The following is a 23459-nucleotide window of genomic DNA, read 5'->3' as shown; positions in this document are numbered from 1 at the left end:
TTGTAACCTCCTAATCATGGTAAGAACTATACAGTAAAACACGTATACATTCAAAATGTTATACTTCAATATATGTGTGCTATTCATATTGTAATTTATTAGCTACCAATATTTCAATAGAAAAAATAACGGTTTATCTCTTTACTCCCTCTATTTACATGTTTCCCCGGGTGTTTCTCCATGAAACGAAGTTCTGCTTCTTTATCAGTCTTCGCATCAAGACTCAAGTTTAGTAAGTGTGGTGAAAGATAATGAATACACGAGAAGGGCTGCTGCTCTATTGTTTTAAAAAATTCAATGGTGAGCGGAGCCTGTCAGGAATCTTGCATCTGATCAACGGGAAAAAAACGTCACAAACGCTTTCTGACGGGCACCTTTTTGAGCTTTCCTTTTTATTTGCAGTCTTCCCAGGGCTCGGGCGTGAAGAATTCGAACAGACGGTGAACCATCTGGTCGAGGCCCATTTCGTTAAAAAACTGAAAGACCGGTACATCATTTCCGAGGAAGGCGAAGAACAACTTACGAAATTTTTAAAGGAGCGGCCATACATTTTTGCGTTCAACGGACTTCGGTACCGGGATGCAGAAATGCCGTTTTCCAGACTCCTCGCTGAATACATACAAGCATTGTCTTACAGTACCCGGAACGTATATGATTTTCTTCCAGCAACAAGAGACCCGGTGACCCATTTTAGGGTGAAACGAATTTTTCCTAAACGACAGGAGAGGCAGGCTGTTGCCGGCAGGTTATACGAAGAATTCTTTGCGCTTTTGAGCAAACTGCCGGAGCCCTATGCAGAGGTATTTGTACTCAAGCTCAGCCGTTATGGCAGGACGGGCCTGACAAATCAGCAAGCGGCTGCAGTCCTTGGGCTGCAGGAAGAAGATGCGGAGTTTAATTTCCGTTTTGTTCTTCACTATCTTCTTAAATATGCCGAAGGTCGTGAGGCGGTCACTTATCCGATATTAAACAGGCTCGTAAATTGTCTGGAAGTAAACGATCCCCTCACTGTATCCGCCCAAAAGACATGGAGACTGCTGAAATCGGGGAAGAGCATGGAACAGATCATCAGCATCAGAAGGATGAAGAGAAGCACGATTGAAGACCATCTGGTAGAGATTTCAATCCATCGTCCGGATTTTTCGATCAGGCCTTATGTTTCTGAGCAGGAACATGCCCGAATTGTAACAGCCTTTCAACAGCTTCAGACCAAAAAACTGAAACGTATTAAAGAAAGCCTCGGAGATGATATCTCTTACTTTAAAATACGGCTCGTGCTTGGAAGGGCAGGTGATCGGAATGAAACTGGCAGATCTATTAAGTGAAAAATTTGGATACAGAGATTTCCGTACGGGCCAGAGGGAAGTGATAGAAGATCTCCTGATGAGAAAGGATGTACTGGCGATGATGCCTACCGGTACGGGGAAATCTATCTGCTATCAGCTTCCAGGCTATATTTTTTCAGGCTCCATCATTGTTGTATCTCCACTGCTGTCTTTAATGGAAGACCAGGTGGAGCAGCTGAAGCGTTCAGGGGAAAAAAGGACAGTGGCTTTGAACAGTTTCATGGATTTCGAAGAGAAAAAACGAGTACTTCACAGGCTCTCCTCTTATCGATTTATATATGTTTCCCCTGAAATTCTTGAGAATGAATACGTGATCAACGAATTGAAAAAAATCAGCGTCTCGCTTTTTGTCGTTGATGAGGCGCATTGTATCTCACAATGGGGCCATGAGTTCAGGACCAGCTATTTAAAACTGGCTTCTTGCCGCTCTGCTCTCGGGAATCCTCCATGCCTCGCCCTGACTGCAACTGCAACACCGGAAGTCCGAGACGATATTAGGGAAAAGCTTGAAATGACAGGCTGTTCGATGCATATCTATCAAGTGGACAGGCCGAACATCGCACTAACTGTCGAGCAATATACCGAGCATTTGGATAAACTGAACCGCGCGATTGGGCTAGCCTCCACTTTATGTGGTCCTGGCATTCTTTATGCCTCTACAAGGTCCTGGGCTGAAAATCTGGCCGAGCATCTTAGGCAAAGAGGGACGCATCGTGTGGCTGCCTATCATGGAGGTATGGAAAATGAAGAGCGGCTGCTGATCCAGAAGCAGTTTCTTAATGATGAGCTAGATATCATCTGCTGTACGAACGCATTTGGAATGGGCATCAATAAGCCGAACATTCGGTTTGTCATCCATTTCCATATGCCTTCGGCGATGGAGTCCTATGTCCAGGAAATCGGCCGTGCCGGGAGAGACGGGAAAAAAAGTCTTGCTGTTATGTTATACTGCAGCGGAGATGAAGAGATTCCTGGAATGTTTATTGACCATGAGTTCCCTGAAGAAGGGCAAGTGCTCCACTGTGCGTCACTTCCGGCAGCCGGCCGTGAATCTTTTGCCGCTATGCTCGAGCGATTTGAGATGAACGAAAGTGCAAGGCGATTTCTCGTTTATCAGTTCGAAAAAGAAGGTTATTTTGCAAACGAAGGGGACGTGCTTCCAGAAGATGCGAAAAAACGTATCCTTCAAAAAATAAGAAGCAGAAAAGCTCAAAAACGCAAAAAAATAGATGAAATGGTAGAATGGATAAAGGGTGATTTTTGCAAGCGGAAAAGGATTGCGCATATCTTTCATGAAGAGCTGGAGGAGCGACCGGAGCAATGCTGCAGTTTTTGCAGGGCGGATATAGAGCTTTTTTTTCAAGAAGATAGCCAACAACAGCTGCAGACTGAAGCTCCAATAAATTGGCAAAAAGAGCTGAAGCTAATCTTTAATCAGGAAAGTGATGATCAACATGAAGAATTGGGATCAAGCACAGCTGATCCGGCAGATGAGCGACAGAGAATTACGCATTAATATTTATTTTTCCCAATTCCTGTTTTTTACGGCTGGCATAGCGGTCATGTGGTTTACACATTTTGACCTGACCCGGCTCAGGTGGGAAAGCTTTAACATCATTGTCTTTGGGGCGGGAACGGCTATTGGAGTCGTCCTGATCAATCTTCTTTTGCATAAATGGCTGCCGAAAGGATCCCTGGACGATGGAGGAATCAATGTTCGGATTTTCCGATCAATGCCGGTCTGGCATATTGCTGTTCTTACAGCAGTTATTTCTTTCTCGGAAGAGTGGCTCTTTCGGGGAGCAGTACAGCCCCTGCTGGGACTAAGCTTGACCAGTTTACTGTTTGCTGTTCTTCATGTACGGTATATAAAAAAACCAGTACTTTTCACTGCGGCGGTTCTACTTAGCTTTCTTCTTGGATATTTATACGAATATACCGGAAATCTCCTTGTTCCAATGACTGCTCATTTTTTTATCGATTTTTTGCTGGGACTGCTGATTTCAAAGGGATGGCTTTCAGCCCATATCGAATCTTACCCACTAGAGGACAACGGAGGTGGTACTCATGAAGAACATGAGTGAACAATCTGAATTAATCAGCGATCGTCCGCTGCCTTCGAGGAAGGAATTTCATAAAAGAAAATCCGAACGGATTAGAAAAGAACATGCGGCAGAACCCGAATCTGAAAGTTCTCCATCGGCAACGGAAAAAAAGGACCGGCTGCCCCTGGCCAAGTCCCTTTTAGTGATCTTCTTGCTTCTCGTGGTATTTATCCTTACTTATAACTATTGGTTTCCGAAAGTAACGGATCCGTTAAAAGGCAATGATGATGTACAGAAAGTGAAAATTGAATCATGAGGTGTTAAAGGATGGTGACTAAACTTACGTCATCATCCTTTTTTTATCAATTTGTTCTGTTCGTCGATGGTGCTGAGTGTCATCTGAAAAGCCTCGGGGCAACTGGTTCAAAAACAGTATGTGAATGGGAATGATTTATTCCCATTACGCATACGTTGAAGCAGGAGGGGGCTTATATGAACGCAATCAACTACTGGAAGGTCGAGCCTTTTATCTCAGAAATCTGCAAAGTGGTCCTTAACACGCTGATTGAAAAAAAAGAACAAAAAGACTTGTATGACAGACAGATGAAGTGGTGGGCATTTTACAGTGCATTAATGGGTTGTCTTGGTTTGATTTACTTGTACGGATTTAAGCTAAACCATATGGAAGGTGTCAGGGCGGCAATGCTTTCACTGGCCGGTGACAAGATGATCTGGTTTATCGGGATCTATTTTCTATTGGCTGGGGTTCAGTGGAAACGGCTTAAAAAGAAATGTGCAAAAGCAGATGAAGAATATGAAAGCATCAGGAAAGAGATTATTGAACGCGGAGACGATTTATGGCCAAGGCCGGAAATGTGGAAGAATAGGCATCAGGTATTGGAGTATGTCAAGGCAGAGTACAACATTAATCTATATCATAAATGAAGTGTTAGCATGCGCAGGGGCATCCGAAAAAGAAATGGTCTGCAATGGAATGCTTTTCTGAATTAATCACTACAAAACAATCATCCATTGTTTCAATGCGACCGAAAGCGATCGTTTGGTGGGAAAGCGGGCAATACACTTCTACAGGTAGGCCAAGTTTTTCATTATATTGTAAATCTTTATTCAACACGAGAGATTTTGTCTTGATTTTTAATAAAGTCATGATGTTCCTCTCCATTCTTTTAAATATTTTAAATGGTTAATCTCATGATAAGGCAATTTTACAGTATTTTCAATAAAAGATTTTAAATATTCTCAAAATTTAAATCGTGTGAAGACGGGGAGGAAGTGAGGATATGTTTGTAAAAAGCAATATGATCCCGCTGCGAAAAACACATTTTGTGATGGAAAAAGATTCCGTCAAACAAGTGCTTGACCTTCTGGAAAAACATGATATCGATGGTGTTCCGGTTGTCTCGGACAAACGGTTTAAAGGAATTCTTACCCGGCATTCCATCTATGAAGCTTTCTTTGCAAGCGGCAAGTCGAAGGAGCAGTTTCTAGAAAAAACCAAAGCCGGCGATATTGCTTGCTGTAAAAACCAGACCATCTGTGAGGATGAAATGTTTGAAAGAACGCTCCTCATTGTGAAAGACATGCCGATCGTTGCTGTCACTGACAAGCACAATCATTTGCTTGGCGTTGTGACCCGGTATGATGTTCTGGAGCAGTTTCAAAGTGCGTTCGGCATGAAGAAGCCTGGGGTCAGAATCTCCTTCGCTTCCCTTGAAACAGAAGGCAGAATAGCCCGGCTGTCTGAAATTACTAAACAATTCCACGAAAATATTATCTCGCTGACCACTTTTGATGAAACCGATCAGCTCGTAAGAAGGATGGTCATGAAAGTGGAAAAAACGCCAAACCTTGAAAAGTTTGTGGAAAAGCTCAGCCAGTCTGGGTTCAGAATATTAAGCATACATGAAGACTGATCCGGCCAGCCCTGAAATGCAGGGGCTGTCCTTTTTATCAATTTTCAGTTAAAATGTGTTTTACAAAAAGTTATTAACGGGGATTTAACCAATACTCCCTTAGTTTTAGTACTATGCATGTACGCGTATGATTGTGAGCCGTTGTACAAATTTTACACAAGGAAAGCAGTCCGCTATACTTAAAGGTATAATCAGCTATTGGGGGATATAGAGATGGCTTCACAGGAAGGGAAGTATAATATTAAAGCTGTGTCAAAGATGCTTGGCATCCAAGCAGGAACTTTAAGAGCCTGGGAACGAAGATACTCCATCATCCAGCCCAAGCGAAATGAAGCAGGACACCGGCTTTATACAGATGAACACATCTATATCATCAAATGGCTCATGAACAAAATTAAACATGGTTTCACCATAAGTCAGGCTGTAGGTCTGCTTGATCATCACGGGAATAATATCGACGAGTTCGTCATGGAAAACAGCAGCCAGAAGGATCTGGCAGTTCAATTGGCGGACGAGCTGCTGGCTGCTCTGCTTTCTTTTCAGGAAAACAAAGCCAAGGAAGTATTGGACCGTGCATTCAGCCTGTTTACAATAGAAAAAGTTACGATTGATATATTAGGTTCTTTACTCGTAAAAATTGGGCACATGTGGGAAAATCAAAAAATCACAGTCGCCCATGAGCATTACGCAACATCTTTTTTGAAAGCGAAGATCGGCAATGTCATTTATCATCTGCCTGTAGACGGATATCGGCCAAAGGTTCTGGCGGTATGCGGATTGAAAGAGACACATGAATTAGGTTTGCTCATCTTCACGCTTTACTTAAGGCAAAAGGGCTTTGAAGTCATCTATCTTGGTGAAGGGATTCCTCCAGAAGATCTCAGTGTGGTCATTGACGAAATCGACCCTAAGCTGTTAGTGGTTTCCTGTACAATGGAAGAACATCTTTCAGACACCTTGAAATGGCTTGAAGTGGTGGAAAAAGAATATCCCTGCCTTCAGATCGGCTTGGGGGGCTTGGGGATTGAATATTTATCCAATGATATAAAAACCAAATTTAAAGACATGATAATAGGGAACACAAAAACAGATTGGGAACAATGGATTCATAAAAAACGAAAACATGAAAAACGACCGCTTCTTAATCATTGAACAGTGGCAAAGAGAAGTTAGCACCAACTTTCTGCTCACTCATATAGTGTATTAAAGAGATGCGGAATCGATCGTAAGGGGGACCAGAAATGCGGGTAGAGCGATTAACTTATAACAAAATCAAGATCTTCCTAACGTTTGATGATTTGAAGGAACGCGGAATCTCCAAAGATGAAATTTGGCAGGATATTCCGAAAGTTCATCAACTATTCAGAGATATGATGACCGAAGCAGACGATGAAGTAGGATTCAAAGCAGACGGACCGATTGCTGTTGAAGTTTTTGCTTTACCGGCGCAAGGAATGGTGGTCATTGTGACAAAAGGTCATAACGAGTATGAACTCGAAGACGATTATGATGAAGACTATATTGAAATGCAGGTTACCTTGGATGAAAGTGACGAAATCTTCTATGAATTTTCGTCATTTGAAGATGTGATCTCATTGGCAAAACGCCTTGGCCAGCTTAACATCGACGGCGGAGCACTCTATTCATTCGAAAGCTGTTTTTATCTAAAATTTGAAGAACAGGATCTTCCTGATATAGAACTGGATACACTTATTGCATTATTGGCCGAATTCGGAAGCTCTTCAACCATAACAAGCTACAGGGTGATCGAATATGGAAAAGCGCTGATGAAGAGCAATGCCATATCACAGATCAATTCCTATTTTAAGTAAACTCCCGGAAATCCGGGAGTTTTTTTGTTTTAAAAAAACACATATGCCATTACATCATCCTCCAAACATGGTATGATAGATGGGATTTCCTTATAGAAAAGCTCACAAAACGTGGCAGGGAATATAATGAACTACATATATTTATTGGGGTGGGAGTGATTACACACATGAAAATTGCAGTCTTATACGGAGGGGTATCTGCAGAGCGAGAGGTATCCTTATCAAGTGGAAAACAGATTATGAACGCTTTGGAATCGAAAGGGCATGAAGTAATCGGAGTTGACTTTCATCCTGACCGTTTGGAAGAAATTATTGGTCTGAATGCGGATATCGTATTCATCGGATTGCATGGAAAGTATGGTGAGGACGGAAAGCTGCAAAGTTTGCTTGATATGCTTAAAATACCTTATGTCGGTTCTGGAGTGCTTGCTTCGGCACTGGCGATGGATAAAGCCCGTTCGAAGCAGTTCTTTAAAATTGCCGGAATCCGTACAGCAAATGAGTTGGTTTTGGAGAAAAAACTCTACAGTGAAGATCAATTGGATGTTCCTTTTGGATATCCGCTAGTCGTCAAACCTAATCATGAGGGATCTACGATCGGATTGACCATCGCCCAAAACAAAAATGAAATGCTGAGCGGCATCACATCCGCGCTCTTGCATGATCATACAGTGATGGTGGAAGAATTTATTTCTGGCAAAGAAGTGACAGTGGCGGTAATGGGGGAAAAAGGTAAAGTAAGTGCTCTCCCGGTGGTTGAAATCGTACCGAAAAATGCGTATTACGATTATGAGTCTAAATATGCGGAAGGCGGGAGTGTGCATTATGTACCTGCGCGCCTTGACGATCGTACGACTGCGTTGCTTCAAAAACAGGCGGTCTTGGCGCATGAAGTACTGGGATGCGAAGTGTATTCCCGGGTAGATTTCATTGTTCCGAACGACGGAAGTGCACCGGTCATTCTTGAAGTGAATACACTGCCTGGAATGACACCTACCAGCTTGTTCCCTGACGCAGCAAAAGAAGTAGGTCTTTCTTACCCTGATATGATCGAAAAGCTGATCCAGCTCTCCCTTCAAAAATAAATGGATGCCCTCCCGCCGTATCTTGGGAGGGTTTCATTATGCGGGCGATAGGATAGTAAAATAGTAACGAAAGCGCTTACCTTTTTCGCGATAATCTTTAAAATTCCCTTCTCATAGGACTAACAAAGGTGTATACTGTCTCTGAAGATGGACTAAACTTTAGAGGTGACAATTATGGGAGGTAACCAAATGACTGCCCAAAACGCAGCAGATCACAAATCAGATAACCATGAAAATAACAACGTGCTTACCGCAACACAGTCGGTGATTGGCGAAGCACTTGATAAATTAGGGTACCCAGAAGAAGTATATGAACTTCTTAAAGAACCGATCCGGATGCTGACAGTCCGCATTCCAGTGAAGATGGATGACGGCTCTACTAAAATTTTCACGGGATACCGTTCACAGCATAACGACTCTGTCGGACCGACTAAAGGGGGAGTACGGTTCCACCCAAGCGTAACAGAGACAGAAGTGAAAGCACTTTCGATTTGGATGAGCTTGAAGGCGGGAATTGTAGATCTTCCCTACGGTGGCGGAAAAGGCGGAATCATTTGTGATCCCCGCAACATGTCGTTCCGTGAACTGGAGCGCCTGAGCCGCGGCTATGTCCGAGCGATCAGCCAACTCGTTGGACCTACAAAGGATATTCCAGCGCCAGACGTATTTACCAATTCACAAATCATGGCATGGATGATGGATGAATACAGCCGAATCAGAGAGTTTGATTCTCCGGGTTTCATCACAGGCAAGCCATTGGTTCTCGGCGGTTCTCACGGCAGAGAAACTGCTACAGCAAAGGGTGTAACCATTTGCATTCGTGAAGCGGCTGCAAAACGCGGGTTCCAACTTGAGGGTGCAAGAGTCGTTATCCAAGGATTCGGTAACGCAGGAAGCTTCTTAGCGAAATTTATGCATGATTCAGGTGCAAAGGTTATCGGAATCTCGGATGCTTATGGTGCATTGCATGATCCTGATGGCCTTGACATTGACTATCTGCTTGAAAGACGAGACAGCTTTGGTACCGTAACTAAATTATTCAAAGATACCATCTCCAACAAAGAGCTTTTAGAACTCGATTGCGACATTCTTGTTCCGGCAGCGATAGAAAACCAGATCACTGCAGAAAATGCTCATAATATTAAAGCTTCAATCGTAGTTGAAGCCGCCAACGGCCCAACAACACTTGAAGGAACAAAAATTCTAACCGAGCGTGGCATTCTTCTCGTTCCAGATGTTTTGGCAAGTGCTGGCGGAGTAACGGTATCTTATTTTGAGTGGGTACAGAACAACCAGGGGTATTATTGGACAGAAGAAGAAGTGGAAGAGAAACTTGAAAGCGTTATGGTGAAGTCTTTTAATAACGTTTACACAACTTCAACGAACCGAAAGGTAAACATGCGTCTCGCTGCTTATATGGTGGGCGTGCGAAAAATGGCTGAAGCTTCTCGATTCAGGGGCTGGATTTAATACTTTGCAAAAGGCGAAAAAATTCCCTATCATTAATGGATAGGGAATTTTTTATTGTTTTTGGGTGAGCTTAAAAAAGATTAATTCGATAGATTAGTGAAACCAGGAGAGTGGAGAAATGAAGTACGATGTGTGTATTATCGGCGGGGGTCCATGCGGTTTATCCGCAGCCATCTCCGTGAAAGAGAAAGGGCTATCCTATGTGGTGATTGAAAAGGGAAACATTGTGGAGTCGATCTATAACTATCCGACCCATCAAACATTTTTCAGCACAAGTGAAAAGCTCGAGATCGGTAATGTGCCTTTTGTGAATGAGGAAAGGAAACCGAGAAGAATTCATGCCCTGACCTACTATCGCGAGGTGGCCAAACGAAAACAACTGAATATCCGTACCTTTGAGAAAGTAACAGAAGTTCAAAAAAAGAACAATACAACCTATTATATCCGAACTAAAACGGCGAAGGACGATATATATGAGTATGAAGCGAAGGCTGTTGTTATTGCAACCGGATATTATGATAATCCTGCCTATATGAACATCCCAGGGGAGGATCAGAACCATGTGTTTCATTATTTTAAAGAAGGCCATCCTTACTATAATAAAGATGTAACGGTCATCGGAGGAAAAAATTCAGCAGTCGATACAGCTCTCGAGCTTCAAAAAGCGGGTGCTAGAGTGACGGTTCTTTATCGGGGAGAAGATTATTCAAAAAGTGTGAAACCATGGGTGCTGCCTGAGTTTGTTTCCCATGTGAACAGCGGGAAAATCTCGATGCATTTTCAATCAAATGTTCTTGAGATCGGAAAAAATACAGTTATTTTTGATAAAAAAGGAAACAGAGAAACCGTAAAAGCGGATTTTGTGTTTGCGATGACCGGATATCATCCCGACCATGATTTCCTAAAGAAAATTGGGATTCTTATTGACCATGAATCCGGTCGGCCGGCCTACAATCCTGAATCGATGGAAACCAATGTGAAAAATGTGTTTATCTGCGGTGTGATTGCGGCGGGAAACAATGCCAATGAAATTTTTATTGAGAACGGAAGATTCCATGGCGGTTTGATCGCCGAAACGCTGGCAGCCTCGCTTCTTTAGAACCGGGCTGTTTTTTTGTTTGTGCTTCGTTAAGAATGGATGTTTTTGTAGCGAATAGCATGTGTTATGATACTGAGGAGGTGTTTACATATGAAAAAAGTAGCGTTGATCACAACCGGAGGAACGATTGCCAGTAAGCCGAATGAAACGACAGGACTGCTGTCATCAGGGGCTTTAACGGGAGAAGAGCTGGCTGCAATGATTGAACTCCCGAACGATATTGAAGTGAATATCTTTTCACTGTTCCAAGTGCCAAGTATGCACATGACCTTTGAACATTTAAACGTGCTTAAAGAAGCGATTGAAAACTTGTATGAAGATTCCGCTTATGATGGAGTAGTCATCACCCACGGAACGGACAGTATTGAGGAAACCGCATATTTTCTTGATCTCACCATTGCTGATCCCAGGACAGTGGTTGTAACCGGGTCACAGCGTTCGCCCGGCGAGATCGGCAGTGACTCGTATACGAATATGAGGCATGCCATCTATACCGCTTGCGATCCCAATTTAAAAGGTTCCGGAACGGTGGTTGTTTTTAACGAGCGGATCTTTACAGCAAGGTATGTAAAAAAAGTCCATGCATCCAACCTGCAGGGATTTAATTCGTTCGGATTTGGTTACTTGGGGATCATTGACAATGATAAGGTGGTAGCTTATCAAAAGCCTATTGGAAGAGAATTTTATACGGCAGTACAAGAAGTGCCTGCTGTTGACATCATCAAGTGTTACATCGGTGCGGACGGAAAATTTGTGAAAGCCGCCATGGACAGCGGAGTTCAGGGGATTGTCCTTGAGGGTGCTGGAAGGGGACAGGTTGCCCCATTGATGATGGAATCCATTATTGAAGCTGTTGCAGCAGGTATTAAGGTTGTCATTACGACCAGTTCTGAAGAAGGCCAAGTCTATCCGACCTATGATTATCTCGGAAGTACGTTTGATCTTGCTGAACATGGAGTGATATTGGGCAAGGATTATGACAGCAAGAAGGCCAGAATCCGGCTTGCCGTACTTCTGGCTGCAGGAGAGGGAGACCGCATACAGACGATTTTCTAGGCAGATGTTACAATTTCTTCATAAACATCAGCTAACGGTTTCCATTCTATGTGTTCCATGATACGATTGTAAAAAACAGCTGAAAAGAGGGCTTCTATGATTGGAATTATTTCGGCAGGGGTTGCTCCTGCTGTCGCCCTGCTTGCTTTCTTCTATTTAAAAGATAAATATGAAACTGAGCCTGTTTCTATGGTCATTCGATTATATATTTTTGGAGCTTTGCTCGTTTTTCCCATTATGGTTATCCAATTCGGATTTAAAGAAGAAATAATGGTTTCTTCTTTTACAGAGGGCTTTTTTCTGTCTGCTCTTCTCGAAGAATTCTTAAAGTGGTTTCTAGTTTTTTATTGTGCCTATCAGCATGCGGAGTTCAATGAGCCATATGACGGGATCGTCTATGCCGTGGCTTTATCCCTTGGATTCGCTTCAATGGAGAATATTTTATACCTGTACGTGCATGGACTGACTGAAGCGTTCGGCAGAGCATTGATGCCCGTTTCCAGCCATGCCCTGTTCGGTGTGATCAGCGGGTATTATTTTGGGAAGGCTAAGTTTTCTTCTGGTAAGAAGAGAAAAATGTTCTTAACCCTTTCCTTTCTTATACCGTTTGTATTGCATGCCATCTACAATTGGATATTACTTGTTTTCGAAAAGGATTTTCTTATCGCCATGCTGCCTTTTATGCTGTTCCTTTGGTGGCTGGGATTGAAAAAAGTGAAGCTCGCCAATGCCCATAAAACAGCCTGGATGACACGGCAGAAAAATGTAGGATCCTAAACCCGGAGAATTTAAAGCTCCGGGTTTTTTCTTGTCTAATTCTTCAGCAATTCATTGCATAAAATGCTCAGATTTACAAAAGCTACTTTTATCATACAAAGCTGAGAATATTTCACAGGAGGCACTTTCTCATGAAAAAACCAATGCGTTACATTAGACGGACGCTGTTTTTTTTAGTTGCTATGACATGTATTATGGCCGGATATACTCCGGAAACGACCCATGCCTTTACTCCCCAGGTCATTCAAAAGGGTGCAACAGGTGAAGATGTAGTTGAGCTGCAGTCGAGGCTGCAATATATCGGGTTCTACAATGGTCCAATAGACGGTGTCTTCAGCTGGAGAACATACTGGGCTCTTCGTAATTTTCAGTATGAAAACAGGTTAAAGGTCGATGGACTCGCTGGATTTACAACGAAGAAGAAGCTGGCGGACCAGTCGAAATTTGATTATGGATGGGTTCATAAACAAATTCGCAAAGGCAATAAATTTACTACTTACGGCGGAGTTCCAAAAGAAAAGCAAGTGAAGAAAAATGCTGGAAGGAAGGCTGCACAGCAGCCCGCCGCACCAGGGAAAAATGCAGCACCGGCAAAGCCGGGCCAAAAGCAGGCTGCCAAAGTCAGCAAGCCGAGACCCGGCAAAAACATTCCGGATGGGTATTCTCAAAATGATATAAATTTGATGGCGAACGCTGTTTATGGTGAATCTCGTGGAGAGCCTTATATCGGCCAGGTCGCGGTAGCCGCGGTGATCATCAACAGGGTGGAAAACCCAGAGTTTCCCAACACTGTATCCGGGGTTATTTTTGAACCAGGAGCGTTCACGGCCGTTGCAGACGGACAAATTTACCTGACGCCGAATCAACAAGCGAAAAAAGCGGTCATGGATGCTTTAAACGGATGGGATCCTACCGGGGAAGCGCTTTATTATTTTAATCCTGATACAGCAACATCCGGCTGGATTTGGACAAGGCCTCAAATCAAAAAAATTGGTAAGCACATCTATACCAAATAACGGAGGTGATTTCCTTGATACGGACAGTATTAATCGCTTTATTAGTAGTAGCTATAGCAGGTACGGGGTATTGGGGATATAGTGAACACCAGAAAAAGAACGCCATCCTCATTCAGGCGGAAAACAACTATCAGCGTGCCTTTCATGATTTAAACTTTAATGTTGACGCCCTGCATGATAAGATCGGGGAGACTCTGGCTATGAACTCTAGACGCCAGTTGTCTCCAACTCTCTCTCAAGTATGGAGGCTCACTTCGGAAGCCCATAACAACGTCGGACAATTGCCGCTTTCTTTACTCCCGTTTAACAAGACAGAAGATTTCTTAACGAAAATGGGTGATTTCAGCTACCGTGTCTCATTGAGAGATCTTGAGAAGAAGCCGCTGTCGGATAAAGAATATTCAACACTAAAAAGTCTTTATGTCAACTCGTCAGAAATTCAAAATGAACTTCGCAAGACAGAAGCACTCGCTTCAAAAAAGAACCTTCGCTGGATGGATGTTGAGATGGCGCTTGCAAACAACAAACAGCCTGACGACAATACGATCATCGATGGTTTTAAAACGGTAGATAAATCTTCTGAAGGTTATTCACAGACAGATTTTGGCCCGGAAGTAACAAATATCCACAACGCTAAAAAACGGAACGTATCCAAACTGAAGGGAGAAAATATCTCTAGAGAGGATGCAAAAAAACTCGCGATCAAGTTCTTCCAGCTCAAGAAAAACGTAAGAATAAGCGTAAAAGAAACGGGTAAAGGCTCAGAATATAAAGCGTATTCCCTCACCATGTACAATCCGGAAACAAAAGCAACAACCTACATGGATGTTACAAAAAAAGGCGGTTATCCATTATGGGTGCTGCAAGACCGAAAAGTAGCCGCCCAGAAGATCAGCCTGAATGAGGCTCAGAAACAAGCCGTTTCGTTCCTTAACCTTCACATGAAGAGTAAAATGGAAGTTGTCTCAGCTAATCAGTACGATAACATCGGTGTCTTCACTTTCGTAAATGTTCAAGATGGTGTAAGAATCTATCCGGACAGTGTCTCTGTTAAAGTGGCACTGGATAATGGAGATATTATGGGGTACCAGGGGACCGATTTCTTAACTTCCCATCATGAACGGACCATCCCGCCTGCAAAAGTCAGTGAAAAGCAGGCGAGAACGAAGCTTAATCCGAAGTTCAAAATGATGGAAAAACACATGGCTATCATCAAGAATGATGTTCAGCAGGAGATCTATTGCTATGAGTTTTTAGGAGTACTTGGAGATGAAACGTACGTGATCTATGTCAGTGCGGAAAACGGAGATGAAGAGCAAGTGAAGAAATTAAAAGAAGGAGAACCGGATTACAGCTCCATGTAAGTTGGTAAAAGGAAAGCTTCGCTGCTTTCCTTTTTTTTATGCACTTGTGCTTTTTGGGAACTATGGCATAATAAATGGTAAAATAGTCTTATAATGGGGGATTGTGTTGTTTGCTATAGGTGACTCGCTAATTTTGGAGCCGGCAGTTTCAAGACAGGAAATACGCTATAAATGCAAAGTGATGGAACTGTCTGATGACCAGATCTACATTGATTATCCGATCAATGAAATAACAGGAAAAACAGAGTTTTTTGTGAATGGTACAGCGTTCAAAGCGACATTCTACCATCAAGATCAAAATGTATATATGTTTCAAACCGAGCTGAGCGGACGAAAAATTGACCGTATCCCACTCTTAGCGATCCAGCATCCGGATGAAAAATCTTTAGTAAAGCTCCAGAGGCGCCAATTTATTCGCATTGAGACCATGCTGGATATCGCTGTGCACCCGTCAGATACTGTGTTCATACCGTTTACTTCAGTCACCTCGGACATCAGTGCTGGCGGTTTGCGAATGGCTTTACCTGCCGGACATCCGTTAAAGGAAGGCATGAGGATCATCTGCGGGGTCATACTCCCGATGAATTCAGGTACTGTTCATTGCCTCAGGGCAGAATGCAATGTGCTGCGCATCCTTGAGCACAACGGCAAAGAAAAGGTGTCTGTGCACTTTAGCAGCATTGGTGAAGCCGCGCAGCAAAATCTTGTACGCTACTGTTTTGAGCAGCAGCTTGCCGAGAAAAAGAAGTTGTTGAACGAATAGATCCGATGATGCTTGGACATATTAGTTTCAAGTATCAGGAGGCTGATCGGCGTGAAAAAAATTGAAAGCCTGCTCTTAAAGCTCGCCATTATCCATTTTGTTTTTCTTATTCTCTCTCAATGGATACTTACACATGAAACATGGAAACGGAACGTAAACAAAAGCATTTATTATGAAGGCGTCATAAAAGGCAAGAGCTCAGGCACGATGGAAACCATAGACCGCTAGTTGGGTTTATGGTATAGTTAATGGCGGAATGTGGCCTACGAATACGTTAAAAAAGCAGGGTGTATACCTGCTTTTATTCGTATGGTTTCAATAAAAGATTTTTGTGTATGCAGGAGGAAACATGAACAAGAAACTAAAGATCGCCATTGACGGCCCGGCAGGAGCCGGCAAAAGTACAGTTGCCAAATTGGTCGCGGACAAGCTTTCTTATATATACATAGACACGGGTGCCATGTACCGGGCATTAACCTATAAAGCCCTGTCTTCAAAGTCTGATTTACATGACGGCAGGATCCTGCAATCTCTTCTTAAAGATACAAATATAGAATTAGAGATTACAGAGAACGGCCAGGCTGTCATCCTTGACGGAAACGATGTCTCCAAAGAGATCAGAAGCTCGGAAGTCACGAATAATGTGTCTTTTGTCGCAGCACCTCAACAGGTAAGAGAAGAGATGGTCAGACGCCAGCAGGAGCTGGCAAGTGCGGGCGGTGTCGTGATGGACGGCCGGGACATAGGGACTCATGTCATGCCAGATGCAGAACTGAAAGTATTTCTGATCGCATCTGTAGAAGAGCGTGCAAGAAGAAGATTCGATGAAAATACAAGCAAAGGATTTGAAGCGGATCTAGAGAAATTGAAGGAAGAGATCAGTCTCCGAGATAAACGTGATTCAGAACGTGAGTTTGCTCCATTGAAAAAGGCGGATGACGCGATAGAGCTTGACACCACATCAATGTCCATTCAAGATGTTGTTAATGAAATTCTTCATTTGGTGAGTGAAAGGGCTGGATAAATTGAACCTTTACAAATTCGGTAAAGCGGTGTGCAGTGCTTTTTTGAAAAGCATGTACAGAATAGAAATTCAAGGGATTGAAAATGTGCCTGCCGAGGGCGGAATCCTGTTATGCAGCAATCATATTAATAATTTTGATCCTCCGCTTGTCGGAGTGGCCGCACCAAGAGACGTTCATTTTATGGCAAAAGCAGAACTTTTCAGCATGCCTGTCCTAAAGACGATCCTGCCAATGATTAATGCTTTTCCTGTTAAACGCGGTATGAGCGATAAACAGGCGTTAAGGAATGGACTCGGCATACTGAAAGAAGGAAAAGTTCTTGGATTATTTCCAGAGGGTACGAGAAGCAAAACAGGCGAATTAGGCCAGGGGCTGGCGGGAGCAGGTTTTTTTGCACTGAAATCAGAAGCTGCTGTCGTGCCATGTGCGATCAAAGGTGAGTATAAACGCGGCAAAAAAATCACTGTTAGTTTCGGAAAGCCGATTGATTTTACAGAAATGAGAGTGCAAAAAGCTTCCGCAAAAGACGCAACAAACCTTATAATGTTAAATATAGAAAAGCTTCTAAAGGAATCTGTATCGTAAAAGGAATACTGTATACTTCCTTCATATAGAAGGTTGAAATATATACTTATACGAAATTGAGGAGGCATTGTGGTATGGCTGATGAGTTGAACACAAGTTTAGAAGAAACAAAAGTGCTGGAAGTTGGAAATGTGGTAGAAGGGACTGTCCTAAAGGTTGAAGATAAGCTGGCCATTATAGATGTGGGCTATAAGCAGGATGCTGTATTGCCTGTGAACGAGATTTCCAATGTTTTTGTTGAAAAAGCATCAGATTTTCTGACCGAAGGAGACAGAGTGACAGTAAAAGTCACGTCTCTTACAGAAGATCAGCTCACCGTTTCCAAAAAGGCGGTGGACACGGTCAAGTCGTGGGAAGAGCTAAAGCAAAAGTTTGACCAGAACGAAACGTTTGAAGTGACCGTTCATGAGGTGGTAAAAGGCGGTTTGGTCGTGGATCTTGGAGTGCGCGGCTTCATTCCCGCATCCATGGTCGAAAAAAGGTTTATTGAAGACTTCAGCGACTATAAAAACCGAACATTAACGGTGAAAATTGTTGAGCTGGATGAAGAGAAAAACCGAGTGATCCTCTCCCATCGGGCGGTAGAGGAGGATCAGGAATCTCAACGAAAGCAGGAGCTGCTGAACAATCTGGAAGCTGGCCAGGTGCTCGATGGCACTGTCCAGCGTTTAACAGATTTCGGTGCGTTTGTTGATATCGGCGGGCTAGACGGCCTTGTCCATATTTCCCAGCTATCCCATAAACGTGTGGATAATCCTTCAGAAGTCGTCTCAGAAGGGGAGGCTGTAAAAGTGAAAGTCCTTTCTGTCGACCGGGATAACGAACGTGTCTCACTCTCCATTAAAGAGACTCAGCCGGGACCTTGGGAAAGCCTTGAAGCGGGTCTTGCACCAGGCAAAGTCATCCAGGGGACGGTGAAGCGCCTTGTTTCCTTCGGTGCTTTTGTTGAGGTGGCACAGGGTGTTGAAGGGCTTGTGCATATCTCCGAAATCAGCAACCGCCATATTGGAAATCCTGGAGAAGTGCTGTCTGAAGGCGAGAAAGTGACAGTAAAAGTGCTGGATATTGACAGGAAAGAAAAAAGAATTTCACTTAGCATCCGCGCTGCACAAGAAGCTAAAGAACAGCAGAACATCCGTGAGAACTTCCCGAAAGAAGAAAAAGGATTCTCGCTTGCTGATATGATCGGCGATAAGCTTAAAGGTTTAAATAAAGAGTAAGATTAAAAGAACTCCGTTTAGGAGTTCTTTTTTGTTCTTAGCTTTTCTGGTTATTTCTTCTTCTCGCTTCTTCAGGGCCTTCGAGTGATGTTGCCCCAGCGTATTTCAGGCTCTGGTCACGGTCGGATTCTACCCGGTGTGATTCACGAAGTTTTTTTTCCTGGCGGTCTTTTCCCATGATGCTGCCTCCTTTCTATTTGCTTTTATTATGACTGCTTGATTAGGTTTTATGCGATTGAGCCATAATGGTGGTAGAGGAGGAGAGCAGGTTGGAGGGTATTTTCTTTTATTGGTTTGCATGGATCGGCTGGGCCTACAGCACTTTTTTGATGAAAGCAGCGCCTCGGAGGACTGTCTATTCAGCATTGCTTCTGATTTTGCTGATCACGCATGGGCTCGTATTGGACACGGGGCGTTTAAGCATTCATTGTTCATTTCTGATTTTAGCTTTAAGCTGTTATCTTTGGATTTTAAGATTACCGTTTAAGATGGTGCTGTATTATGTTTTCTGCACATTTCTTATTGCCCTTTCCTATAATGCAATGCTGCTGTTCTCGATGTATGATCCAGTCTGGATCGTCGTCCAAGTGAAATGGCTGCTGGCCGGCGCCCTTTTTGTTTTTTCTCTGATGCTGATCAAGGATTCTCATTATCGCCCGCTCGTGCTGGCAGGCGGATTCTGCGTGGGAGAGGCTCTCTATCATCTGGTAATTCAAAAATTAACATCGGGCATCGAGCTCGGAAGCCTTAATTTCCTTGATGTTGTGACCTTGTCGCTGGCTTTATGCTTTGTCTCGAGGGGCGTGCAGCAGTTCGGGCACTTCTTGTCTGCTGAAGCAGGGAAGGGAAAAATGATAAAACGGGTATCTAGGGTGAGGGCGCGCTGAATGAGAGTTGTAGGTTATACTTTTATCTGCTAAAATTAATTAGCTATCTCTAGGCCCTTCATTGCGGAAGGGTTTTCTTTTTTGGGACTATTAAGTTAAAAGGATGTGTCGACATGCAAAAGCCAGTTTTGGCCATCGTCGGAAGACCGAATGTGGGAAAGTCCACAATATTTAACCGTATTGTCGGAGACCGGGTTTCTATCGTGGAAGATATGCCGGGTGTGACAAGGGACAGAATCTATAGTTCAGCTGAATGGCTGAACCGTGAATTTAATATAATTGATACCGGTGGAATCGAAATCGGTGATGAACCTCTATTGCATCTCATGAGGCAGCAGGCAGAGGTCGCTATCGATGAAGCCGATGTGATCCTTTTTCTTGCGGATGGAAAAGAAGGGGTGACAGCAGCTGATGAAGAAGTCGCAAAACTCCTATATCGGTCAAAGAAACCGGTTGTCCTTGGGGTAAATAAAATTGATAATCCGGAACGCAAGGATTTGATCTATGATTTTTATTCTCTTGGAATGGGAGAGCCTTATCCTGTATCAGGATCTCACGGCATTGGTTTAGGAGACCTTCTGGATGCTGTATTCAGCCATTTTCCAGAACAGCCTGAGGAAGAGGAAGATGATGAAACAATCCGTTTCTGTCTTATCGGACGTCCAAACGTTGGCAAGTCATCGCTCGTTAATGCGATATTAGGTAAAGAGCGTGTCATCGTCAGCGATATCGCCGGAACAACGAGAGACGCGATCGATTCGGAATTTACTCGTGAAGGCCAGAAATATACGATCATTGACACGGCAGGCATGAGAAAAAGAGGGAAAGTCTATGAACATACCGAAAAATATAGCGTTCTTCGTGCTTTAAAGGCCATCGAACGGGCTGATGTCGTTTGTGTTGTACTAAACGCAGAAGAAGGAATTATCGAGCAGGATAAAAAAGTGGCAGGCTTCGCGCATGAAGCAGGCAAAGCCGTGATTATTATCGTAAATAAATGGGATGCCATTGAAAAAGATGATAAAACACTCCGCGAATTTGAACAGAAGATCCGCGATCATTTCTTGTATTTAAGCTATGCTCCGATCCTTTTCGTATCCGCAAAAACAAAACAAAGGCTTCATACGCTCTATCCTTTGATCAACCAAGTGGCTGAGAACCATTCTCTTCGTATCCAGACAAACGTCCTTAACGATGTTATTATGGATGCGGTGGCGATGAACCCTACACCGACGGACAACGGTAAACGCCTGAAGATCAATTATGCTACACAGGTTGCCATCAAGCCGCCTACCATCGCACTTTTTGTCAATGATCCGGAACTTCTTCATTTTTCATACCGCCGGTTCCTTGAAAACAAAGTGAGGGAGACGTTTGGCTTTACTGGCACTCCGATCAGAATCGTTGCCCGCAAAAAAAATGAATAGGTGAACTTCATGCAGATTGTCTTGTTGTTTATCGGTGCTTATTTATTAGGTTCGATCAGTTTCAGCTATATGATCACTAAAGGTATGAAAAAAGGTGATATACGCAAGCTGGGGAGCGGTAATGCCGGGGCGACGAACACACTGCGTGTGATCGGTGTGGGTCCTGCCATCTGCGTGCTCCTGCTGGACGGGCTGAAAGGAATGATCCCTGTGTGGGCAGCACTTGCCATGCAATACAATATGACCGCGGCGATTGCGGCGGGCGCAATGTCCATCATCGGCCATAACTGGCCGGTCTATTATGGATTCAAGGGCGGAAAAGGGGTGGCGACGACGATTGGTGTTTTTGTGGTGGCTTCGTTTATTCCTGCTCTCATAGCGGGATTCTTCGTCATTCTGATCATTGCAGCTACCCGATTTGTTTCGTTAGGCTCCATCGTATTTATGATTTTGACGCCTGTTTTAATGTTTATTTTAAAAACTATACCTACGGAGGCGGCGCTATTCGCCTCATTGATCGGTGTTCTCTCGATATGGAGGCACCGCACCAATATCTCCAGACTTTTAAAAGGAAATGAAAGAAAAATAGGGCATTAAGCAAGGAGTGGATTAGCAATGGAAAAAGTAGCAGTAGTCGGTGCCGGCAGCTGGGGCACAGCGCTGGCCCTCGTACTAGCGGATAACGGACACGATGTTCGCATATGGGGAAGAAGACAAAAACAGATTGAAGAAATTAATTCCCTACATACCAATGAAAAATATTTGCCGGGCGTTTCACTTCCTGAAGAGCTTCGGGGTTTTACCGATCTCCAGGAAGCGGTCTCAGGAGCTGGAACGATCCTGCTCGTCGCTCCTACTAAAGCGATTCGAGAGGTACTGGGGGATCTGACAGCTCATTTAGATCAGCCAGTCACCATCGTTCATGCCAGCAAAGGGATCGAACCGGAAACGTATAAACGGGTATCCGAGATCATTGAGGAGGAAGTGCCTGCAGATAAACGAAAATCCATCGTTGTATTGTCCGGGCCAAGCCATGCGGAGGAAGTTTCTCTGAGACAGCCTACTACCGTCACTGTTTCCTCATCGGATATTGAGGAAGCGGAATTTGTTCAGGATCTGTTTATTAACCAGAATTTCAGGGTGTACACCAATCCAGATATTGTGGGCGTTGAACTCGGCGGATCATTGAAGAATATCATCGCCCTTGGGGCGGGCATGTCCGACGGTCTTGGCTATGGAGACAACGCGAAAGCCGCTCTGATTACAAGAGGGCTCGCTGAGATCGCCAGACTGGGAACGAAGATGGGGGCTAACCCGCTGACGTTCGCAGGTTTGACCGGAATTGGAGACTTAATCGTTACTTGTACGAGTGTCCACAGCAGAAACTGGAGGGCCGGAAACATGCTGGGCAAAGGAGAAGCACTCGAAGCTGTGCTTGAAAAGATGGGGATGGTCGTTGAAGGGGTAAGAACAACGAAAGCAGCATATCAGCTCGCTCAGAAAGAAAATGTGGAGATGCCGATCACGAATGTTCTTCACGATGTTCTGTTTGACGGAAAGAATGCAAAGGAAGCTGTGGATGAGCTGATGAGAAGAAGCAGGACCCATGAGGTGGAAGACGTATCTTCTCTTTTATAGGAAAAAAATGTCCGAATCATCCATACGGTTATCTTCCCGATTTCTATCACGATTATTAGACTAACGCATAGGATAATGGTGAATAGGTTGTTGGAGGAGGACGAAAAATGGATCGGAACAATCAATTTTTTGATAAAGTTGAGAAGAAAACGAACGTTAAGAAAGAAGATATTTTTAAACTAGCCCAGACCGTCAGCAATGAAAATCTGCGGGATGAACGCACTTTAAGAAGACTGATCTCCCAGGTAGCCTCCTTGGCCGGTGTCCCTGTTTCTAGGCAAAAAGAAGATCAAATTGTCAATGCGGTTATTAATAACAATGTACCTCTGGATTTCAGCACATTATCCAAAATGTTCGATAACAAATAGGTATGCTTCAACGGATAGCCAATCAATCTGCAAATTGGTGTATTTAGTCATTCGGCAGGCGGTGTATCAGACACCGGCCTGTCTTTTTTTTGATGTAAGAAAGAAGTGTCCATCTACAGCTTAAAAGATGAATTTGAATCATATTTCACCCTGGTCCTCGAAAGATGAAAAGTGAGATCTTCTTTTCATCCCTAGCCGTCTTCACACTACCGCCAGAATTGCTCCAGCGTTTGTCGGACCAAAACATGAGCACATACGCATTTCTTTTGTTTTATGCTATAATTTACGCTGTATGCAAAGGGGGATATAAATGGACGCTGGATTAATGAAAATGTGGGTTGCGCTTTCATCCATCGCATTGATGTTTATCGCGGTTTTTTCAATCATGATCAGCAGGTTAAAACTAAAAGGGATTTTTAAATACATACTGGCAGCTATCGCATATATTTGCATGATTACAGCAGGCATCTTAATTGTACTCGTAGTCTTTAGCGGACCGGTGAAAGGATAGGTACGCCAGAA

28 protein-coding genes are annotated in these 23459 nt (G+C 43.6%); 26 read left to right on the top strand and 2 right to left on the bottom strand.

All coding sequences use genetic code 11. From position 1 onward, the window contains the following. The first annotated feature begins 251 nt into the window (after positions 1 to 251). From QYF49_RS16605 to QYF49_RS16585, 5 genes are all read left to right on the top strand, one after another. Positions 252 to 1325: a YpbB family protein gene (locus tag QYF49_RS16605; RefSeq protein ID WP_290400720.1), complete on the top strand. Its 1074-nt coding sequence runs from the start codon at positions 252 to 254 to the stop codon at positions 1323 to 1325. Further along, positions 1300 to 2862 (top strand): RecQ family ATP-dependent DNA helicase, encoded by a 1563-nt coding sequence (locus tag QYF49_RS16600; RefSeq protein ID WP_290400719.1) that lies wholly within the window; start codon positions 1300 to 1302, stop codon positions 2860 to 2862. Before QYF49_RS16605 ends, QYF49_RS16600 begins: the two co-directional genes overlap by 26 nt. Further along, entirely contained in the window at positions 2801 to 3430 is a 630-nt protein-coding gene (locus tag QYF49_RS16595; RefSeq protein ID WP_290400718.1) for a CPBP family intramembrane glutamic endopeptidase, read from the top strand. Before QYF49_RS16600 ends, QYF49_RS16595 begins: the two co-directional genes overlap by 62 nt. Next, on the top strand, positions 3414 to 3707 hold the full coding sequence (locus QYF49_RS16590; RefSeq protein ID WP_290400717.1) for a hypothetical protein: 294 nt from the start codon (positions 3414 to 3416) through the stop codon (positions 3705 to 3707). The genes QYF49_RS16595 and QYF49_RS16590 overlap by 17 nt, the downstream gene beginning before the upstream one ends. A gap of 176 nt (positions 3708 to 3883) precedes the next feature. Continuing rightward, positions 3884 to 4336, top strand: a complete 453-nt coding sequence (locus tag QYF49_RS16585) for a DUF2663 family protein (protein ID WP_290400716.1) — start codon at positions 3884 to 3886, stop codon at positions 4334 to 4336. A gap of 4 nt (positions 4337 to 4340) precedes the next feature. On the opposite strand, the gene QYF49_RS16580 is transcribed toward QYF49_RS16585, so the two are convergent. Further along, positions 4341 to 4559, bottom strand: coding sequence for a hypothetical protein (locus tag QYF49_RS16580; RefSeq protein ID WP_290400715.1), 219 nt, complete (start codon positions 4557 to 4559; stop codon positions 4341 to 4343). A gap of 133 nt (positions 4560 to 4692) precedes the next feature. Between QYF49_RS16580 and QYF49_RS16575 the strand changes: the two genes are divergently transcribed. The 15 genes from QYF49_RS16575 (at position 4693) to rpsA (ending at position 18617) form a co-directional block, all read left to right on the top strand. Further along, on the top strand, positions 4693 to 5325 hold the full coding sequence (locus QYF49_RS16575) for a CBS domain-containing protein (protein ID WP_290400714.1): 633 nt from the start codon (positions 4693 to 4695) through the stop codon (positions 5323 to 5325). 213 nt (positions 5326 to 5538) lie between these two features. Continuing rightward, positions 5539 to 6477 carry a MerR family transcriptional regulator gene (locus tag QYF49_RS16570; RefSeq protein WP_290400713.1) on the top strand — a complete coding sequence of 313 codons (939 nt, stop codon included), beginning with the start codon at positions 5539 to 5541 and terminating at the stop codon, positions 6475 to 6477. An 89-nt stretch (positions 6478 to 6566) separates the two neighbouring features. Further along, positions 6567 to 7157, top strand: a complete 591-nt coding sequence (locus QYF49_RS16565) for a genetic competence negative regulator (RefSeq protein ID WP_290400712.1) — start codon at positions 6567 to 6569, stop codon at positions 7155 to 7157. 167 nt (positions 7158 to 7324) lie between these two features. Further along, positions 7325 to 8242, top strand: a complete 918-nt coding sequence (locus tag QYF49_RS16560) for a D-alanine--D-alanine ligase family protein (protein ID WP_290400711.1) — start codon at positions 7325 to 7327, stop codon at positions 8240 to 8242. 189 nt (positions 8243 to 8431) lie between these two features. Further along, entirely contained in the window at positions 8432 to 9712 is a 1281-nt protein-coding gene (locus QYF49_RS16555; protein ID WP_290400710.1) for a Glu/Leu/Phe/Val family dehydrogenase, read from the top strand. A gap of 118 nt (positions 9713 to 9830) precedes the next feature. After that, a complete protein-coding gene (locus tag QYF49_RS16550) occupies positions 9831 to 10811 on the top strand; it encodes a YpdA family putative bacillithiol disulfide reductase (protein ID WP_290400709.1) in 981 nt (326 codons plus the stop codon). Positions 10812 to 10901: 90 nt separating this feature from the next. Continuing rightward, the gene (locus tag QYF49_RS16545; RefSeq protein WP_290400708.1) at positions 10902 to 11867 is read left to right on the top strand and encodes an asparaginase; all 966 of its coding nucleotides are present in this window, start codon (positions 10902 to 10904) and stop codon (positions 11865 to 11867) included. A 96-nt stretch (positions 11868 to 11963) separates the two neighbouring features. After that, positions 11964 to 12644 carry a glutamic-type intramembrane protease PrsW gene (gene prsW, locus QYF49_RS16540; RefSeq protein ID WP_290400707.1) on the top strand — a complete coding sequence of 227 codons (681 nt, stop codon included), beginning with the start codon at positions 11964 to 11966 and terminating at the stop codon, positions 12642 to 12644. A gap of 131 nt (positions 12645 to 12775) precedes the next feature. Then, entirely contained in the window at positions 12776 to 13660 is an 885-nt protein-coding gene (gene sleB / locus QYF49_RS16535; RefSeq protein ID WP_425589598.1) for a spore cortex-lytic enzyme, read from the top strand. Positions 13661 to 13674: 14 nt separating this feature from the next. Continuing rightward, positions 13675 to 15024, top strand: a complete 1350-nt coding sequence (gene ypeB / locus QYF49_RS16530) for a germination protein YpeB (protein ID WP_290400706.1) — start codon at positions 13675 to 13677, stop codon at positions 15022 to 15024. 106 nt (positions 15025 to 15130) lie between these two features. Then, positions 15131 to 15787: a flagellar brake protein gene (locus QYF49_RS16525; protein ID WP_290400705.1), complete on the top strand. Its 657-nt coding sequence runs from the start codon at positions 15131 to 15133 to the stop codon at positions 15785 to 15787. A gap of 51 nt (positions 15788 to 15838) precedes the next feature. Then, the gene (locus tag QYF49_RS16520) at positions 15839 to 16015 is read left to right on the top strand and encodes a DUF5359 family protein (RefSeq protein WP_290400704.1); all 177 of its coding nucleotides are present in this window, start codon (positions 15839 to 15841) and stop codon (positions 16013 to 16015) included. A 121-nt stretch (positions 16016 to 16136) separates the two neighbouring features. Then, positions 16137 to 16811 carry a (d)CMP kinase gene (gene cmk, locus QYF49_RS16515; protein ID WP_290400703.1) on the top strand — a complete coding sequence of 225 codons (675 nt, stop codon included), beginning with the start codon at positions 16137 to 16139 and terminating at the stop codon, positions 16809 to 16811. A gap of 1 nt (position 16812) precedes the next feature. Beyond that, positions 16813 to 17397 (top strand): lysophospholipid acyltransferase family protein, encoded by a 585-nt coding sequence (locus QYF49_RS16510; RefSeq protein WP_290400702.1) that lies wholly within the window; start codon positions 16813 to 16815, stop codon positions 17395 to 17397. 74 nt (positions 17398 to 17471) lie between these two features. Then, a complete protein-coding gene (rpsA, locus tag QYF49_RS16505) occupies positions 17472 to 18617 on the top strand; it encodes a 30S ribosomal protein S1 (protein ID WP_290400701.1) in 1146 nt (381 codons plus the stop codon). Positions 18618 to 18654: 37 nt separating this feature from the next. Here the strand turns inward: rpsA and QYF49_RS16500 are convergent, their stop codons facing one another. Continuing rightward, the gene (locus tag QYF49_RS16500) at positions 18655 to 18795 is read right to left on the bottom strand and encodes a YpzI family protein (RefSeq protein ID WP_290400700.1); all 141 of its coding nucleotides are present in this window, start codon (positions 18793 to 18795) and stop codon (positions 18655 to 18657) included. A gap of 91 nt (positions 18796 to 18886) precedes the next feature. Here QYF49_RS16500 and QYF49_RS16495 point away from each other — a divergent pair, with 91 nt between their 5' ends. The 6 genes from QYF49_RS16495 to QYF49_RS16470 all read left to right on the top strand — a co-directional run bounded on the left by QYF49_RS16495 (position 18887) and on the right by QYF49_RS16470 (position 23448). After that, on the top strand, positions 18887 to 19504 hold the full coding sequence (locus QYF49_RS16495) for a YphA family membrane protein (RefSeq protein ID WP_290400699.1): 618 nt from the start codon (positions 18887 to 18889) through the stop codon (positions 19502 to 19504). 113 nt (positions 19505 to 19617) lie between these two features. Next, complete coding sequence (der, locus tag QYF49_RS16490) at positions 19618 to 20931, top strand: ribosome biogenesis GTPase Der (protein ID WP_290400698.1); 1314 nt, start codon at positions 19618 to 19620, stop codon at positions 20929 to 20931. 9 nt (positions 20932 to 20940) lie between these two features. Continuing rightward, positions 20941 to 21528, top strand: coding sequence for a glycerol-3-phosphate 1-O-acyltransferase PlsY (gene plsY, locus QYF49_RS16485; protein WP_290400697.1), 588 nt, complete (start codon positions 20941 to 20943; stop codon positions 21526 to 21528). An 18-nt stretch (positions 21529 to 21546) separates the two neighbouring features. Then, positions 21547 to 22569, top strand: a complete 1023-nt coding sequence (locus QYF49_RS16480; RefSeq protein WP_290400696.1) for an NAD(P)H-dependent glycerol-3-phosphate dehydrogenase — start codon at positions 21547 to 21549, stop codon at positions 22567 to 22569. A gap of 107 nt (positions 22570 to 22676) precedes the next feature. Further along, positions 22677 to 22937 carry a stage VI sporulation protein F gene (locus tag QYF49_RS16475; protein WP_290400695.1) on the top strand — a complete coding sequence of 87 codons (261 nt, stop codon included), beginning with the start codon at positions 22677 to 22679 and terminating at the stop codon, positions 22935 to 22937. A gap of 310 nt (positions 22938 to 23247) precedes the next feature. Next, the gene (locus QYF49_RS16470) at positions 23248 to 23448 is read left to right on the top strand and encodes a DUF2768 domain-containing protein (protein WP_290400694.1); all 201 of its coding nucleotides are present in this window, start codon (positions 23248 to 23250) and stop codon (positions 23446 to 23448) included. The last annotated feature ends 11 nt before the right edge of the window (positions 23449 to 23459 follow it).

It is taken from the genome of Fictibacillus terranigra, from assembly GCF_030412265.1.
In the GTDB taxonomy this organism is placed as follows: domain Bacteria; phylum Bacillota; class Bacilli; order Bacillales; family Fictibacillaceae; genus Fictibacillus_C; species Fictibacillus_C terrinigri.
This window is presented reverse-complemented; position numbering and strand designations above follow the sequence as displayed.

Excerpts from the sequence above, each read along its gene's own strand:
- QYF49_RS16475 (WP_290400695.1), top strand. The coding sequence starts at position 22,677 with ATGGATCGGAACAATCAATTTTTTGATAAAGTTGAGAAGAAAACGAAC.
- QYF49_RS16545 (WP_290400708.1), top strand. The coding sequence starts at position 10,902 with ATGAAAAAAGTAGCGTTGATCACAACCGGAGGAACGATTGCCAGTAAG.
- sleB (WP_425589598.1), top strand. The coding sequence starts at position 12,776 with ATGAAAAAACCAATGCGTTACATTAGACGGACGCTGTTTTTTTTAGTT.
- QYF49_RS16590 (WP_290400717.1), top strand. The coding sequence starts at position 3,414 with ATGAAGAACATGAGTGAACAATCTGAATTAATCAGCGATCGTCCGCTG.
- QYF49_RS16595 (WP_290400718.1), top strand. The coding sequence starts at position 2,801 with ATGAAGAATTGGGATCAAGCACAGCTGATCCGGCAGATGAGCGACAGA.
- QYF49_RS16570 (WP_290400713.1), top strand. The coding sequence starts at position 5,539 with ATGGCTTCACAGGAAGGGAAGTATAATATTAAAGCTGTGTCAAAGATG.
- QYF49_RS16585 (WP_290400716.1), top strand. The coding sequence starts at position 3,884 with ATGAACGCAATCAACTACTGGAAGGTCGAGCCTTTTATCTCAGAAATC.
- prsW (WP_290400707.1), top strand. The coding sequence starts at position 11,964 with ATGATTGGAATTATTTCGGCAGGGGTTGCTCCTGCTGTCGCCCTGCTT.
- cmk (WP_290400703.1), top strand. The coding sequence starts at position 16,137 with ATGAACAAGAAACTAAAGATCGCCATTGACGGCCCGGCAGGAGCCGGC.
- der (WP_290400698.1), top strand. The coding sequence starts at position 19,618 with ATGCAAAAGCCAGTTTTGGCCATCGTCGGAAGACCGAATGTGGGAAAG.
- rpsA (WP_290400701.1), top strand. The coding sequence starts at position 17,472 with ATGGCTGATGAGTTGAACACAAGTTTAGAAGAAACAAAAGTGCTGGAA.
- QYF49_RS16560 (WP_290400711.1), top strand. The coding sequence starts at position 7,325 with ATGAAAATTGCAGTCTTATACGGAGGGGTATCTGCAGAGCGAGAGGTA.
- QYF49_RS16500 (WP_290400700.1), bottom strand. The coding sequence starts at position 18,795 with ATGGGAAAAGACCGCCAGGAAAAAAAACTTCGTGAATCACACCGGGTA.
- QYF49_RS16580 (WP_290400715.1), bottom strand. The coding sequence starts at position 4,559 with ATGACTTTATTAAAAATCAAGACAAAATCTCTCGTGTTGAATAAAGAT.
- plsY (WP_290400697.1), top strand. The coding sequence starts at position 20,941 with ATGCAGATTGTCTTGTTGTTTATCGGTGCTTATTTATTAGGTTCGATC.
- QYF49_RS16480 (WP_290400696.1), top strand. The coding sequence starts at position 21,547 with ATGGAAAAAGTAGCAGTAGTCGGTGCCGGCAGCTGGGGCACAGCGCTG.
- QYF49_RS16555 (WP_290400710.1), top strand. The coding sequence starts at position 8,432 with ATGACTGCCCAAAACGCAGCAGATCACAAATCAGATAACCATGAAAAT.
- QYF49_RS16565 (WP_290400712.1), top strand. The coding sequence starts at position 6,567 with ATGCGGGTAGAGCGATTAACTTATAACAAAATCAAGATCTTCCTAACG.
- QYF49_RS16600 (WP_290400719.1), top strand. The coding sequence starts at position 1,300 with ATGAAACTGGCAGATCTATTAAGTGAAAAATTTGGATACAGAGATTTC.
- QYF49_RS16605 (WP_290400720.1), top strand. The coding sequence starts at position 252 with ATGAATACACGAGAAGGGCTGCTGCTCTATTGTTTTAAAAAATTCAAT.
- QYF49_RS16550 (WP_290400709.1), top strand. The coding sequence starts at position 9,831 with ATGAAGTACGATGTGTGTATTATCGGCGGGGGTCCATGCGGTTTATCC.
- QYF49_RS16575 (WP_290400714.1), top strand. The coding sequence starts at position 4,693 with ATGTTTGTAAAAAGCAATATGATCCCGCTGCGAAAAACACATTTTGTG.
- QYF49_RS16470 (WP_290400694.1), top strand. The coding sequence starts at position 23,248 with ATGGACGCTGGATTAATGAAAATGTGGGTTGCGCTTTCATCCATCGCA.